Source organism: Salmonella sp. NW38 (assembly GCF_051807745.1).
GTDB classification, from domain to species: Bacteria; Pseudomonadota; Gammaproteobacteria; order Enterobacterales; family Enterobacteriaceae; genus Salmonella; species Salmonella enterica.
This window is the reverse complement of record NZ_JAMMTO010000016.1, coordinates 15,203-30,865: the sequence shown is the minus strand read 5'-3', so window position 1 is coordinate 30,865 and position 15,663 is coordinate 15,203. Positions and strand designations below refer to the sequence as shown.

Sequence of the window (15,663 nt, the reverse complement as noted above, 5' to 3'; positions counted from 1 at the left end):
GGCCTTCTGCCTGGTACTACATTTGACTTACTCTACCGTCACCGATTTCGCCAGGTTACGCGGCTGGTCAACGTCGGTGCCTTTAATCAGCGCCACGTGATACGCCAGCAGTTGCAGCGGAACAGTGTAGAAGATAGGCGCAATGACCTCTTCCACATGCGGCATCTCAATGATGTGCATGTTGTCGCTGCTCACAAAACCCGCATCCTGATCGGCGAAGACGTACAACTGACCGCCACGCGCGCGAACTTCTTCGATGTTGGATTTCAGTTTCTCCAACAGTTCGTTGTTCGGCGCCACCACAATCACCGGCATATCGGCGTCAATCAGCGCCAACGGCCCGTGTTTCAGCTCGCCTGCAGCATAGGCTTCCGCGTGAATGTAAGAGATCTCTTTCAGCTTCAGCGCGCCTTCGAGCGCAATCGGATATTGATCGCCACGCCCCAGGAACAGCGCATGGTGTTTGTCAGAGAAATCTTCCGCCAGGGCTTCAATACGTTTGTCCTGCGACAGCATCTGCTCAATACGGCTCGGCAGCGCCTGCAGACCATGCACGATATCATGCTCAATGGACGCATCCAGACCTTTCAGGCGAGACAGTTTCGCCACCAGCATCAACAGCACGGTTAACTGGGTGGTGAAGGCTTTGGTAGATGCTACGCCAATTTCCGTACCCGCGTTGGTCATCAGCGCCAGATCGGATTCACGCACCAGCGAAGATCCCGGCACGTTACAAATGGCCAGAGAGCCCAAATATCCCAGCTCTTTCGACAGACGCAGGCCAGCCAGGGTATCTGCCGTTTCGCCAGACTGTGACAGGGTAATCATCAGGCTGTTACGACGCACGGCAGATTTGCGATAGCGGAATTCAGAGGCGATTTCAACGTCGCACGGAATACCTGCCAGCGATTCAAACCAGTAACGGGAAACCATACCGGAGTTGTAAGACGTACCGCAGGCGAGGATCTGAATATGCTCAACCTTCGACAGCAGTTCGTCGGCGTTCGGCCCCAGCTCGCTTAAATCCACCTGACCGTGGCTGATGCGCCCGGTAAGGGTGTTTTTGATCGCGTTCGGCTGTTCGTAGATTTCTTTCTGCATGTAGTGGCGGTAAATACCTTTATCGCCCGCGTCATATTGCAGATTAGATTCGATATCCTGACGTTTTACTTCCACGCCGGTGTTATCGAAGATATTTACCGAACGGCGAGTGATTTCAGCGATATCGCCCTCTTCAAGGAAGATAAAGCGACGAGTCACTGGCAACAGCGCCAGCTGGTCAGAAGCGATAAAGTTTTCGCCCATACCCAGGCCAATCACCAGCGGGCTACCAGAACGTGCCGCCAGTAGGGTATCCGGATGACGGGTATCCATGATCACTGTACCGTACGCACCACGCAGTTGCGGGATAGCACGCAGAACAGCCTCACGCAGAGTACCTCCCTGTTTCAGTTCCCAGTTTACCAGGTGTGCAATCACTTCGGTGTCGGTTTCAGAAACGAAGGTATAGCCACGCGCTTTTAATGCTTCACGCAGCGGTTCATGGTTTTCGATGATGCCGTTATGCACCACCACAATGTGTTCAGAAACATGCGGATGCGCGTTAGCTTCTGAAGGTTCACCGTGCGTCGCCCAACGCGTGTGAGCAATACCGGTGCCGCCATGTAGAGGATGTTCTTCCGCTGCCTGAGCCAGCATCTGGACTTTACCGAGGCGACGCAGACGGGTCATATGACCTTCTGCATCAACCACGGCCAGACCGGCAGAGTCATATCCGCGGTATTCCAGACGACGTAAACCTTCGAGAAGGATTTCAGCTACATCACGCTGCGCGATAGCGCCAACAATTCCACACATAGTTTTATTTCCTGATTCTGGCATTACGCCATGCGTTGTCGCTGACCTGTATGCCCGTCGTTGCGGGCGCCCCGAGCCTTGTAGAGAGTGGGGTTATTTTTATAAGTACTGCTCATGGAGCGGAGGATTATTTTATCCTCTCATCTCCGGTCTGCCGGATGGCACTGACGCTTATCCGGCTTACAAAATCACTTTTTCTTCACCGGACGCTGCCAGCCTTGCTTATGTACCTGCGGCACGCGGCTTAATACCAGTTCATTGTCGGCTACATTACGGGTGACGGTAGTCCCTGCGGCGATGGTGGCACCTTTACCAACAGTAACCGGCGCCACCAGTTGGGTATCGGAGCCGACAAACACATCGTCGCCAATAACCGTTTTGAATTTGTTCGCGCCATCATAGTTACAGGTGATGGTCCCCGCGCCAATATTCACGTTGTCGCCAATTTCCGCATCGCCCAGATAGGTCAGATGACCGGCTTTAGAACCTTTACCCAGACGCGCTTTTTTCATTTCAACGAAATTGCCGACATGAGCGCCCGCTAACAGCTCCGCGCCGGGACGCAGGCGAGCAAACGGACCGATGGTGCAGGCCGCTTCCAGATGCGCATCTTCCACCACGCTGTATGGGCTAATTTCGCAGTCATCGCCAATAACGCTGTTTTTAATAATGCACCCCGCGCCGATCTTCACGCGGTGACCGAGCGTCACGTTACCTTCGATGATAACGTTAGCGTCAATTTCCACATCACGCCCGTGAGCCAGATTACCGCGCAGATCAAAACGAGCCGGATCGCGCAACATAACGCCGGATAACAGCAGTTTCTCCGCCTGTTCGGCCTGGTAAATACGCTCCAGACGAGAAAGCTGTAGACGGTTATTCACGCCGTCCGTTTCGCTGATGCGAGCCGGATGCACCGCGGCGATTTCCCGTCCTTCATGATAAGCCAGCGCAATGATATCAGTGATGTAATATTCACCCTGCGCATTATTGTTAGTCAGCTTAGACAACCAGCGTTTCAGGTCCGCGCCGTTGGCGATCAGAATACCGGTGTTAATTTCCTGGATCTGACGCTGTTCATCAGTGGCGTCTTTATGTTCAACGATGCCGGTCACTTTACCGTTTTCACGCGTAATACGGCCATAGCCGCTCGGATCGTCCAGCTTCACGGTTAATAACCCAATACCACCCTGCGGTTTGGCATCGCGCAGGCGCTGTAAGGTTTCAACCGAAATCAGCGGCACGTCGCCGTAAAGCATTAAAATATCTTCATCGTCGCTAAAGAAGGGCGCGGCCTGCTGCATTGCGTGACCTGTTCCCAACTGTTCCGCCTGAAGCACCCAGTTCAGCTTGTCATCTTTCAGGGTCTGTTTTAACAACTCGCCACCGTGGCCATAGACCAGATGAACCTGTGCGGCCCCTAATTTAGTAGCTGCATCAATGACATGCTGCACCATGGGTTTACCCGCCAGCGTGTGCAGCACTTTAGGAATATCGGAATACATGCGCGTGCCTTTACCTGCGGCAAGGATCACTACGCTCATAGCACTATTTAACATACGCGTCCTGACTGTAATTTGAGAACGAATTTATACTGTTTCACGTTGAAAATACTACATTTTTTTCATCGTAAAATGGAAGAAGGATAAAACGCTCACCGGGATAACATCCCCGCCTGCTAATGAATCATTTTCGTTCATTACCGCGCCTCTTGTCTCCTGAAAAGTAAAAACACCCGCGTATTGGCAACGTAGCCCGATGTTTTTGCTGTTTTTTTACTCCATAAATAAAGAAGATAACGTAATAAAGCGCAGGGGAGCCAGAAAAGCAAAAACCAGCGACAGAGGCCGCTGGTTTTCCGTTGCGCGTATTTTTTACTTAATTACGCGACATAAAAATCCGCAAAATATACCAGAACATGGTCGCGATAGAAGCAAACAGATGTAATGCCGCGCCAGCAGGGCGATCGGTAGGGTAATGGTGAATAATGTTAGAAGTATCGTAAAGTATAAACCCGGCGCACAGCAGTACCATTAGCGCAGAAAACCAGACACCCAGCGAGAAGCCGCAGATGACGCTGGCAATAATCGCGCCAAAAGCAATGAACCCAGCCATAGTCAGAAACGAGCGCAGAAAAGAAAAGTCTTTTTTTATGGAAAAAGCGGTAAACGTCAGACCGCCGACCAGCAACAGAGTCGTTATTGCCGCCGCGCCAATGCTCGACGGGTTAATATACGCCGCCACCGTTAACAGGGGGGCAAAAATCAGGGATTCTGCCAACACATAAATCCCCAGCCCGATAAGTTGCGTTTGATTAGTCCCCGCATTATCCGCCAGACGGGTCGCCAGCATTCCCACCAGCATAAAAGCGCCGAGAACAACCAACCAGCTATATCTTCCACCAGCCAGCAGCACATCAAGCGCATACTCCCCGACCCCTATAAAACTCCACGCCGCGCTCAACACGATAAAACCGACGATGGCGACGGCGAGATGAAGATAAGCGCGACGAATAAAGGTAGTACGATCAATCCTTGAGTCGGGTTGTGGACCCGCAAAGGATGGCTGAAATGACATAGTAATAATCCCTCATTTTATGCAATAAAAACGCATCCATTCCTTCCTTCTTCGCACAATGTGCAGATGCCAATGCCAGAAAGAAGGATTTAATGAAAACAGCGCTGTCGCTGAAAACGCATCGCCTTCAGCCGCTTGTTTTTGTCGTTGCTAGTTTATCGAATAAAAATTGAGAGGATAAAAAAAAACCAGTCCGCAATCAGACTGGTTTTATGCTTTCAAGCCGGTGTTACATCGCTTTTTTGGTCAACTCGATAACGCGCAGTTTAGCGATCGCTTTGGCCAGTTCCGCAGACGCCTGAGCGTAATCCACGTCACCGTGCGAGCTCTTAATGTGCTCTTCGGCTTTACGCTTCGCTTCCAGGGCTCGCGCTTCGTCGAGATCCTGACCGCGAATCGCGGTATCCGCCAGAACGGTCACGCTGCCAGGCTGCACTTCCAGAATACCGCCGGACAGATAGATAAACTCTTCATGACCGTGCTGCTTAACGATGCGAATCATACCAGGCTTAATGGCGGTGAGCAGCGGCGCGTGCCCCGGGTAAATCCCCAGTTCGCCTTCGCTACCCGTAACCTGGATTTTCTCGACCAGACCGGAGAACATTTGTTGCTCCGCGCTGACGACATCCAGGTGGTAAGTCATTGCCATATCACCCTCCGATTAAGGCGTTAAAGTTTTTTGGCTTTTTCCACGGCTTCGTCGATGGAACCGACCATGTAGAACGCCTGCTCCGGCAGGTGATCGTATTCGCCTTCCATGATGCCTTTAAAGCCACGGATGGTGTCTTTCAGGGAGACGTATTTGCCCGGAGAACCGGTAAATACTTCCGCCACGAAGAACGGCTGGGACAGGAAGCGCTGAATTTTACGCGCGCGAGCTACCACCAGTTTATCTTCTTCAGACAGTTCATCCATACCGAGGATGGCGATGATGTCTTTCAGTTCCTGATAACGCTGCAGGATGGACTGAACGCCACGCGCGGTGTCGTAGTGTTCCTGACCAACAACCAGCGGATCCAGCTGACGGCTGGTGGAGTCCAGCGGGTCAACGGCCGGGTAGATACCCAGGGATGCGATCTGACGGCTCAGTACCACGGTTGCATCTAAGTGCGCAAAGGTGGTGGCTGGAGACGGGTCAGTCAAGTCATCCGCCGGTACGTATACCGCCTGTACGGAGGTGATAGAACCGGTTTTGGTGGAGGTGATACGTTCCTGCAGAACGCCCATCTCTTCCGCCAGAGTCGGCTGGTAACCTACTGCGGAAGGCATACGGCCCAGCAGTGCGGATACTTCCGTACCGGCCAGGGTGTAACGATAGATGTTATCGACGAACAGCAGTACGTCACGACCTTCGTCACGGAATTTCTCCGCCATGGTCAGGCCGGTCAGTGCAACGCGCAGACGGTTTCCCGGCGGCTCGTTCATCTGGCCATACACCAGGGATACTTTATCGATAACGTTGGAGTCGGTCATTTCGTGGTAGAAGTCGTTACCCTCACGAGTACGTTCACCTACGCCCGCAAACACTGAGTAACCGGAGTGCTCGATCGCGATGTTACGAATAAGCTCCATCATGTTTACGGTTTTACCTACACCCGCACCACCGAACAGACCGACTTTACCGCCCTTCGCGAACGGACACATCAGGTCGATAACTTTGATACCGGTTTCCAGCAGTTCCTGAGAGTTTGACAACTCTTCGTAGGAAGGCGCTGCGCGGTGAATCGCCCAACGCTCTTCTTCGCCGATCTCGCCTTTCATGTCGACCGGTTCGCCCAGGACGTTCATGATACGACCCAGCGTGGCTTTACCTACCGGGACTTCGATCGGGTGTTCGAGATCTTTTACATCCAGACCGCGACGCAGACCGTCAGAAGACCCCATCGCGATGGTACGCACAATACCGCCGCCAAGCTGCTGCTGAACTTCCAGCACCAGCTTCTCATTACCATTCTGCACCTCAAGAGCATCGTACACGCGTGGTACGGCATCCTGAGGGAACTCGACGTCGACCACGGCGCCGATTACCTGGACAATCTTTCCAGTAGCCATCTTAAATCCTCTACGAAATAACCTGGTTAAACCGCGGCGGCCCCCGAGACGATCTCGGTGAGTTCCTGAGTAATGCTGGCCTGACGAGCTTTGTTGTATACCAACTGCAGCTCTTTAATCAGGCTGCCGCCATTATCGGTTGCGGCTTTCATCGCCACCATTCGTGCGGCCTGCTCGCTGGCCAGGTTTTCTACCACGCCCTGATAAACCTGAGACTCCACATAACGACGCAGGAGAGTATCCAGCAACGCTTTCGGGTCGGGTTCATACAGGTAATCCCAGGCTTTACGCTTCAGATCATCATCTTCTGACGCCGGCAGCGGCAGCAGTTGAGTGATCGTCGGTACCTGAGACATGGTGTTAATAAATTTGTTGCTGACAATGTAAAGCTTGTCCAGACGGCCTTCGTCGTAGGCCTGCAACATCACTTTAACCGGACCGATCAGTTCGGACAGAGAAGGGTTATCCCCCATACCTGTCACCTGAGCGACAACGTTGCCGCCTACGGAATTAAAGAATGACACGCCCTTAGAGCCGATCATTGCGAGTTCGCACTGAACGCCTTTATCGGACCATGCCTTCATATCCGCCAGCAGCTTTTTGAACAGGTTAATGTTCAAGCCACCGCACAAACCACGGTCGGTCGACACTACCAGGTAGCCCACGCGTTTAACGTCGCGCTCTTCCAGGTAGGGGTGCTTATATTCCAGATTACCGTTCGCAAGGTGACCAATCACTTTGCGCATGGTCTCTGCATAAGGACGGCTGGCCGCCATGCGATCCTGCGATTTACGCATTTTGGAAGCGGCGACCATCTCCATCGCTTTAGTGATCTTCTGCGTGTTCTGGACGCTTGCGATCTTACTACGTATCTCTTTTGCGCCGGCCATGAGCTTCTCCTCAATGCCTTACGGCCTGCCCTAAGGCAAGCCGCCAGACGTTACCAGGACTGGGTTGCTTTGAAGGAATCGAGGATGCCTTTCAGCTTGCCTTCGATTTCGTCGTTATAGCCACCGGACTGGTTGATCTCTTGCATCAGCGGAGCGTGATCACGGTCGACGTAAGCCAGCAGTGCGGCTTCGAAGCTACCGATTTTCGCCAGTTCGACATCCGCCAGATAACCACGTTCTGCTGCGAACAGAACCAGAGACTGCTGCGCGACGGACATCGGCGCATACTGTTTCTGTTTCAGCAGTTCGGTCACTTTCTGACCGTGGTCAAGCTGTTTACGGGTGGCATCGTCAAGGTCGGATGCAAACTGAGAGAACGCCGCCAGTTCACGATACTGCGCCAGCGCGGTACGAATACCACCGGACAGTTTTTTCATGATCTTGGTCTGGGCTGCGCCACCTACACGGGATACCGAGATACCCGGGTTAACCGCAGGACGAATACCGGCGTTGAACAGGTTAGATTCCAGGAAGATCTGACCATCGGTAATGGAAATTACGTTGGTCGGAACGAACGCGGAAACGTCACCTGCCTGCGTTTCGATAATCGGCAGCGCGGTCAGAGAGCCGGTTTTCCCTTTCACTTCACCTTTGGTGAAGGCTTCGACGTAGTCGGCGTTAACACGCGCAGCACGCTCCAGCAGACGAGAGTGGAGGTAGAATACGTCGCCCGGGAATGCTTCACGTCCTGGCGGACGACGGAGCAGCAGGGAGATCTGACGGTAAGCAACAGCCTGTTTAGACAGGTCATCGTAAATGATCAGCGCATCTTCGCCGCGGTCACGGAAGTATTCGCCCATTGCGCAACCGGCATACGGTGCCAGGTATTGCAGCGCAGCGGATTCGGACGCGGTTGCCACCACAACAATGGTGTTAGCCAGCGCGCCGTGCTCTTCCAGTTTACGTACCACGTTAGAAATGGTGGACGCTTTCTGGCCGATTGCAACGTAAATACATTTAATGCCGGAGTCGCGCTGGTTGATGATGGCATCGATAGCCAGCGCGGTTTTACCGGTCTGACGGTCACCGATGATCAGTTCACGCTGACCACGACCGATTGGGATCATGGAGTCAACGGCTTTATAGCCGGTCTGCACCGGCTGATCGACAGACTGACGATCGATAACGCCCGGCGCAATCGCTTCAACGGCAGAGAAGCCGTCATTATCAACCGGACCTTTACCGTCGATTGGCGCACCCAGGGTGTTTACCACACGTCCCAGCAGGCCGCGGCCAACCGGAACTTCCAGAATACGACCCGTACATTTAACCTTCATGCCTTCGGCAAGGTCAGCGTATGGACCCATGACTACCGCACCCACGGAGTCGCGCTCCAGGTTCAATGCGATAGCGTAACGGTTACCCGGCAGGGAGATCATTTCACCCTGCATACAATCGGCCAGGCCGTGAATGCGGATAACACCGTCACTGACAGAAACAATAGTACCTTCGTTGTGAGCTTCGCTCACCACATTGAACTGAGCAATGCGCTGCTTGATCAGTTCGCTGATTTCGGTGGAATTCAGTTGCATGCTCCAGTCCCCTTAAGACTGCAAGACGTCTGCAAGGCGCTCAAGACGGCCGCGTACGCTGCCATCAATGACCATATCACCCGCCCGGATGATAACGCCTGCCATTACAGACTTATCGATTTTGCAATTCAGCTTCACTTTGCGTGACAGACGTTTTTCCATCGCGGCGCTGATTTTCGAAAGCTGCTCTTCACTCAATGCGGTTGCCGACGTAACTTCTACCTCGGAGGTAGCTTCACTGGCGGCACGCAGATGAATAAACTGCTCCAGAACATCCGGGAGCGCGTTCAGACGATTATTTTCAGCCATCACCCGAATCAGGTTCTGACCGTTTTCGTCTAACTGCTCACCGCAGACTGCGATAAACGACTCAGCGAGCGTTTCCGGCGCCAGCGCGCCAGAGAGAAGCTCTGCCATTTGTTCGTTCTTGGTTACCTCGGCGGCAAACGCCAGCATATCCTGCCAGCGCTCTACACTTTGGTGTTCAACGGCAAAGTCAAAAGCTGCTTTGGCGTAGGGGCGAGCTACCGTAACAAATTCAGACATCAGCCCCTCCCTCCTTACAGTTCAGCGACAAGTTTATCCACGATGTCGCTGTTAGCAGCTTCATCCACGGAACGTTCGATGATCTTCTCGGCGCCAGCAACAGCCAGGATAGCAACTTGCTTACGCAGCTCTTCACGGGCGCGTTTACGCTCGGCTTCAATTTCCGCCTGCGCCTGCGCCACGATTTTAGTACGTTCCTGCTCTGCTTCAGTTTTGGCTTCGTCCAGGATCTGAGCGCGGCGTTTGTTTGCCTGCTCGATGATTACCTGAGCTTCCGCTTTCGCTTTTTTCAGCTGGTCGGTCGCGCTGGCCTTTGCAAGGTCAAGATCCTTATGTGCTCGTTCAGCAGAAGCGAGACCGTCAGCAATTTCTTTCTGACGTTTCTCGATGGCTGCCATTAACGGCGGCCATACGTACTTCATGCAAAACCAGACAAAGAGAATAAACGCGATGGCCTGGCCGAGGATTGTTGCGTTAAGATTCACAGCACAATGCCTCTATCTAGTTAACCTTCTGATATTGCTCTTAATTCAAGCAACGCTTACTACGCGACAGCGAACATCACGTACAGACCCAGACCTACAGCGATCATCGGGATAGCATCCACCAGACCCATAACGATAAAGAACTGAGTACGCAGCAGAGGAATCAGATCAGGTTGACGCGCCGCGCCTTCCAGGAATTTACCCCCGAGGATGCCGATACCGATCGCAGCACCGATTGCCGCCAGACCCATCATCACAGCGGCAGCCATGTACAGCAGATCCATATTCAGGTTTTCCATGACAGTCTCCAGTTTGTTTCAGTTAAAACGTAGTAGTGTTGGTAAATTAATGCTCTTCGGACGCCATCGACAGATAGACAATCGTCAGAACCATGAAAATGAAGGCTTGCAGCGTAATAATCAGTATGTGGAAAATGGCCCACGGCACATTCAGAATCCACTGTGACCACCACGGCAACAGACCAGCAATCAGAATGAAAATCAGCTCACCGGCATACATGTTGCCGAACAGTCGCAGACCGAGAGAAACCGGTTTGGACAGCAGACTTACCCCTTCAAGGATTAAGTTGACAGGAATGAACGCCCAGTGATTGAACGGCTGCAGCGTCAACTCTTTAGCGAAGCCGCCGATGCCTTTCATTTTGATGCTGTAGAACAGAATAAGGATGAATACGCCCAGCGCCATCGACAGGGTGATGTTGACGTCAGCAGACGGCACCACGCGCGTTGCCGGCAGACCCAGCCAATGCTCAGCGATATACGGCAGCAGGTCGATAGGCAGTAAGTCCATCAGGTTCATAAGGAATACCCAGACGAAAATCGTCAGGGCCAGCGGCGCAATCAGCTTGCTTTTGCCATGGTACATGTCTTTGACGCTGCCATGCACAAAACCGACTATCAGCTCAATCGCGGTCTGAAACTTGCCTGGCACGCCGCTGGTCGCTTTTTTAGCAACGCTACGGAACATCACCAGAAACAACAGACCCAGCACCACCGAGAAGAACATGGAGTCAATATTGAGCGTCCAGAAGGTGGCTGGGGGGTTCTGCGGATCCACCAGCGAGAAAGTACGCAGGTCCAGCTGAAGGTTATTCAGATGGTGTCCTATGTATTCCTGCGGCGTCATATTTTCTGAAGCCATGATGCCTTTTACCCTTTGTTGTTAATTACAGCCGGCGCCAGTATCTGAACCACCAGCACCAAAACCCACGTAACGATCAGCGGCAAAAACACCGCCTTTAAAACCGCCAACGCCACCACCAGTAAAACCAGCATCGCTAACACCTTGAAGGCTTCACCGAAGGCGAAAGTCCAGGACACGCGGCCCTTAGCAGGTGTATGCGCCTGGTGACGCCAGGCAAATATCATAAACAACATATTAGGCAGTGCCACTGCCAATCCCCCACATACTGCGGAGATGCCCCAGAAGGGGTCTTTGAGGCAAAACAGCAATCCACTTGCTATTACCGCCAGAAACTGAATGAACAGAAGCTTACGAGCAACGTTTCGACTCACGAGCGACACAGACATCACGTTTTTACTCCTGCTCACTTCGAGGTATGCCGCGTGTCGTATAAAACGTTCTTTAAGACTTAGAGTCAAGCATCAAAAAGCGGTCAAATTATACGGTGCGCACCCGTGATTTCAAACAATAAGTAGCCAAAAGGTGAATAAATGTTTAAATATTTTTCTCTGGCCCGCATTTTTAACTTTTAGCCAAAGTGTGAACGATCGTACAAAACTGCAAATAGCGCGAAAACACTGGCGATAAAGCGTGCACCAGATCACACATTAAACATATTCATGCTTACGCAATTCATTTACGTGTCAATTCATGCCTTTTCATCTTTTTGATATTTAAGCGTAAAACCAGGTACTGTTTTAAAAATACCAGCTTACACCTTAAAAACGCCCCATTGACATTTATAATAAAAATTTAACAAGCAAAAGTGATTTTTCGATTCGATTTTTAGCAGACTGATATTTACAAAGTTGATTACTCTCTGTTTTAACAAAAGAAGCGACGTTGTCATGTTGAAACGAAACCGTAAATCCAGAGTTAAATGTAACAACGCTTAAATGCGTTATACCTGTCGATTTTTAACACAAGCCGCGTCGTTTTTTTTCTATTTTTTTTGATAAAAATTAAACTTTGTTTGACTTAATAATCACCAGATGCCGCTCGCCTTCCAGTTGCGGAACGCGTAATTTTTCAACAGATTCGACGCTAAAATCGTCAGGTAGTGAGGCAATTTCATCCCCTGGTAATTGCCCTTTTAAGGCATAAAAACGCCCTTTCTCTCCCGGCAGATGGTGGCACCAGCTCACCATATCATTCAACGATGCGAAAGCGCGGCTGATAACGCCATCAAACGGCGGTTCGGAGGGATAGGCTTCAACGCGGCTTTGAACCGGCGTGATGTTTTCCAGTTTCAGTTCGTGCTGGACCTGACGCAGAAAACGTACCCGCTTGCCCAGGCTGTCGAGTAAGGTGAAATGCGCGTCAGGGAGAACAATAGCCAGCGGGATGCCCGGCAGCCCCGGTCCTGTTCCTACATCGATAAAACGCTGTCCCTGAAGATACGGCGCAACGACTATGCTGTCGAGAATATGGCGTACCAACATTTCGTTGGGATCCCGCACTGACGTCAGGTTGTATGCTTTGTTCCATTTATGCAGCATATCAACGTAGGCGACCAGCAGCGTTTTCTGGTGATCGGTAAGAGAAATACCGGCATCAGCCAGCAGACGAGAGAGTTTGTTGAGCACGGTCATTACCTGTTAATAATCAAATGCCCGATGCGCTTTCGCTTATCGGGCCTACAAATTTGTAGGGCGGGCAAGCGAAGCGCCCCCGCCAAATTAGTGTTATCAAGCGCTACGACGCAGCATACCTTGTTTTTTCAGCCATACCAGCAGAATGGAGATTGCCGCTGGCGTAACGCCGGAGATACGCGATGCCTGACCGATAGACGCCGGTTTATGATCGTTCAGCTTGGCGATAACTTCGTTCGACAGACCGGAAACCTGACGATAATCCAGCGTGGCAGGCAGCAACGTATTCTCGTTACGTAGTTGTTTTTCAATCTCATCCTGCTGGCGAGCGATATACCCTTCGTATTTGACCTGGATTTCCACCTGCTCAGCGGCTTGCTCATCTTCAAGCGCAGGCGCGAATGCGGCAAGCGAAGTGAGCTGCGCGTAGGTCATTTCCGGACGACGCAACAGATCTTCGCCGCTGGCCTCACGGGAGAGAGGCGTGGTCAAATGCGCATTCACTTCATCGGCGGATTCCGCAGACGGCGTTACCCATGTCGATTTCAGCCGCTGACGTTCGCGTTCGATATTTTCCAGCTTCTCGTTGAAGCGCTCCCAGCGTTCATCATCCACCAGACCCAGCTCGCGGCCCATTTCGGTCAAACGCAGATCGGCGTTGTCCTCACGCAGCATCAGGCGATATTCGGCGCGGGAGGTAAACATGCGATACGGCTCTTTGGTGCCCAGCGTACAGAGATCGTCCACCAGCACGCCGAGATAAGCCTGAGAACGCGCAGGCGCCCAGCCCTCTTTGTCGGCGGAAAGACGCGCGGCATTCAGACCAGCGAGCAAGCCCTGCGCCGCAGCCTCTTCATAGCCGGTAGTACCGTTGATTTGACCAGCAAAGAACAGGCCGTGAATAAATTTACTTTCCAGTGTCGGTTTCAGATCGCGCGGGTCGAAGAAATCGTACTCAATCGCGTAACCAGGGCGAACGATCTTCGCGTTCTCCATGCCCTGCATGGAACGGACAATCTGCATCTGCACGTCAAACGGCAGACTGGTGGAGATACCGTTAGGGTAAATCTCGTTAGAGGTCAGTCCTTCCGGCTCAAGGAAGATCTGATGCTGGTTACGATCGGCAAAACGCATCACCTTGTCTTCGATCGAAGGACAGTAGCGTGGGCCGATCCCTTCGATCACGCCAGCGTACATTGGGCTACGATCGAGGTTATTACGAATCACATCATGGGTTTTCTCATTGGTATGCGTGATGTAACACGGCACCTGTTGCGGATGCTGAGAAGCATTCCCCATAAACGAGAAAACCGGCATCGGGTTATCACCATGCTGTTGAGCCAACACGCTGAAATCGATAGTACGCGCATCAATACGCGGCGGTGTGCCGGTTTTCAGGCGACTGACGCGTAGCGGAAGCTCACGCAGACGGCGAGATAGCGGGATGGATGGCGGATCGCCAGCACGACCGCCGCTGTAGTTATCCAGACCAATATGAATTTTGCCGTCCAGGAAGGTTCCGACGGTCAGCACCACCGCTTTCGCGCGGAATTTGAGCCCCATTTGGGTCACGGCGCCGACAACGCGATCGTTTTCGACAATCAGATCTTCAACCGCTTGCTGGAAGATCATCAGGTTCGGCTGGTTCTCCAGCGCGGTACGCACCGCCTGGCGATATAAGACTCGATCCGCCTGAGCCCGGGTAGCGCGAACGGCCGGACCTTTGCTGGCGTTTAGTATCCTAAACTGAATACCTGCCTGATCAATCGCTTTCGCCATCAGACCGCCGAGCGCATCCACCTCTTTTACCAGATGTCCCTTTCCAATACCGCCGATCGCCGGGTTGCAGCTCATCTGTCCCAACGTGTCAATATTGTGTGTCAAAAGCAGAGTCTGTTGACCCATACGCGCCGCGGCCATCGCGGCCTCAGTGCCTGCATGACCCCCGCCAATAATAATGACGTCAAAAGGATCCTGATAAAACATGGTAATTGCCTCGCATAACGCGGTGTGAAAATGGATTGAAGCCCGGGCGGTGGATTCTACTCAACTTTAGCCGATGGAGAAAGCCCCGGGATCCGGGCTATTAAAAAGAAGATCTTTTTATTTAGAGATCTGTTCTATTGTGATCTCTTATTAGGATCGCTCCAGGCTGTGGATAACCCGGATCCTGTAATAAAGATCAATGCGTTGGAAAGGATCACTAGCTGTGAATGATCGGTGATCGTGGCCCGTATAAGCTGGGATCAAAACGGGTACTTATACACAACTCAAAAAGTGAACAACGGTTATTCTTTGGATAACTACCGGTTGATCCAAGCTTTCCACCAGATTTATCCACAATGGATCGCACGATCTTTACACTTATTTGAGTAAATTAATCCAGGATCCGAGCCAAATCTCCGCTGGATCTTCCGGAATCTCATGTTCAAGGATGTTGATCTTCAGTGTTTCCCCAACCTGTTTTGCGCCAGCGCCTTTCAGTTCTGCTTCTATTTTCTCAATCGCGCCACAAAACGTGTCGTATTCTCGACTACCAATGCCAATTGCGCCGAAACGTACCGCGGAAAGATCGGGTTTCTGCGTCTGAAGGTCTTCATAGAAAGGGGTCAGGTTGTCCGGAATGTCTCCGGCACCGTGCGTTGAGCTGATTATCAGCCAGATCCCGGAAGTTGACAGATCCTCTAATAACGGACCGTGCACCGTTTCGGTTGAAAAACCGGCAGCTTCCAGCTTTTCCGCCAGATGTTCCGCGACGTATTCGGCGCCGCCCAGGGTGCTGCCGCTGATAAGAGTAATGTCTGCCATTGATCGCTCGCTCAGGTAAAGAGGCTGCATTGTACTCTGTGAACGAGCTGGGATCTACCTG

15 protein-coding genes are annotated in these 15,663 nt (G+C 52.1%); all 15 read right to left on the bottom strand.

Annotated features, from left to right (window positions below; translation table 11 throughout):
- Positions 1-27 precede the first annotated feature (27 nt).
- Positions 28-1,857 (bottom strand): glutamine--fructose-6-phosphate transaminase (isomerizing), encoded by a 1,830-nt coding sequence (gene glmS / locus NA624_RS21920; protein WP_000334069.1) that lies wholly within the window; start codon positions 1,855-1,857, stop codon positions 28-30.
- A gap of 188 nt (positions 1,858-2,045) precedes the next feature.
- Complete coding sequence (glmU, locus tag NA624_RS21915) at positions 2,046-3,416, bottom strand: bifunctional UDP-N-acetylglucosamine diphosphorylase/glucosamine-1-phosphate N-acetyltransferase GlmU (RefSeq protein WP_000934845.1); 1,371 nt, start codon at positions 3,414-3,416, stop codon at positions 2,046-2,048.
- Positions 3,417-3,735: 319 nt separating this feature from the next.
- The gene (locus tag NA624_RS21910; protein WP_000009908.1) at positions 3,736-4,434 is read right to left on the bottom strand and encodes a Bax inhibitor-1/YccA family protein; all 699 of its coding nucleotides are present in this window, start codon (positions 4,432-4,434) and stop codon (positions 3,736-3,738) included.
- 229 nt (positions 4,435-4,663) lie between these two features.
- Positions 4,664-5,083 carry a F0F1 ATP synthase subunit epsilon gene (locus NA624_RS21905; RefSeq protein ID WP_001251971.1) on the bottom strand — a complete coding sequence of 140 codons (420 nt, stop codon included), beginning with the start codon at positions 5,081-5,083 and terminating at the stop codon, positions 4,664-4,666.
- A gap of 20 nt (positions 5,084-5,103) precedes the next feature.
- Positions 5,104-6,486, bottom strand: coding sequence for a F0F1 ATP synthase subunit beta (gene atpD, locus NA624_RS21900; protein ID WP_000190499.1), 1,383 nt, complete (start codon positions 6,484-6,486; stop codon positions 5,104-5,106).
- Between the two features lie 26 nt (positions 6,487-6,512).
- A complete protein-coding gene (gene atpG / locus NA624_RS21895) occupies positions 6,513-7,376 on the bottom strand; it encodes a F0F1 ATP synthase subunit gamma (RefSeq protein WP_000896506.1) in 864 nt (287 codons plus the stop codon).
- Between the two features lie 50 nt (positions 7,377-7,426).
- Complete coding sequence (atpA, locus tag NA624_RS21890) at positions 7,427-8,968, bottom strand: F0F1 ATP synthase subunit alpha (RefSeq protein ID WP_001176751.1); 1,542 nt, start codon at positions 8,966-8,968, stop codon at positions 7,427-7,429.
- A 12-nt stretch (positions 8,969-8,980) separates the two neighbouring features.
- Complete coding sequence (atpH, locus tag NA624_RS21885; RefSeq protein ID WP_001288957.1) at positions 8,981-9,514, bottom strand: F0F1 ATP synthase subunit delta; 534 nt, start codon at positions 9,512-9,514, stop codon at positions 8,981-8,983.
- A 14-nt stretch (positions 9,515-9,528) separates the two neighbouring features.
- Complete coding sequence (gene atpF, locus NA624_RS21880; protein ID WP_001052212.1) at positions 9,529-9,999, bottom strand: F0F1 ATP synthase subunit B; 471 nt, start codon at positions 9,997-9,999, stop codon at positions 9,529-9,531.
- 59 nt (positions 10,000-10,058) lie between these two features.
- On the bottom strand, positions 10,059-10,298 hold the full coding sequence (atpE, locus tag NA624_RS21875; RefSeq protein ID WP_000429386.1) for a F0F1 ATP synthase subunit C: 240 nt from the start codon (positions 10,296-10,298) through the stop codon (positions 10,059-10,061).
- A gap of 46 nt (positions 10,299-10,344) precedes the next feature.
- Positions 10,345-11,160: a F0F1 ATP synthase subunit A gene (gene atpB, locus NA624_RS21870; protein ID WP_000135632.1), complete on the bottom strand. Its 816-nt coding sequence runs from the start codon at positions 11,158-11,160 to the stop codon at positions 10,345-10,347.
- A gap of 8 nt (positions 11,161-11,168) precedes the next feature.
- Entirely contained in the window at positions 11,169-11,549 is a 381-nt protein-coding gene (atpI, locus tag NA624_RS21865) for a F0F1 ATP synthase subunit I (protein WP_000116685.1), read from the bottom strand.
- Between the two features lie 615 nt (positions 11,550-12,164).
- Entirely contained in the window at positions 12,165-12,788 is a 624-nt protein-coding gene (gene rsmG, locus NA624_RS21860; protein WP_001528235.1) for a 16S rRNA (guanine(527)-N(7))-methyltransferase RsmG, read from the bottom strand.
- Positions 12,789-12,890: 102 nt separating this feature from the next.
- Positions 12,891-14,780 carry a tRNA uridine-5-carboxymethylaminomethyl(34) synthesis enzyme MnmG gene (gene mnmG, locus NA624_RS21855; RefSeq protein ID WP_000499876.1) on the bottom strand — a complete coding sequence of 630 codons (1,890 nt, stop codon included), beginning with the start codon at positions 14,778-14,780 and terminating at the stop codon, positions 12,891-12,893.
- Positions 14,781-15,158: 378 nt separating this feature from the next.
- Positions 15,159-15,602, bottom strand: coding sequence for an FMN-binding protein MioC (mioC, locus tag NA624_RS21850; RefSeq protein WP_000763722.1), 444 nt, complete (start codon positions 15,600-15,602; stop codon positions 15,159-15,161).
- Between the last annotated feature and the right edge of the window lie 61 nt (positions 15,603-15,663).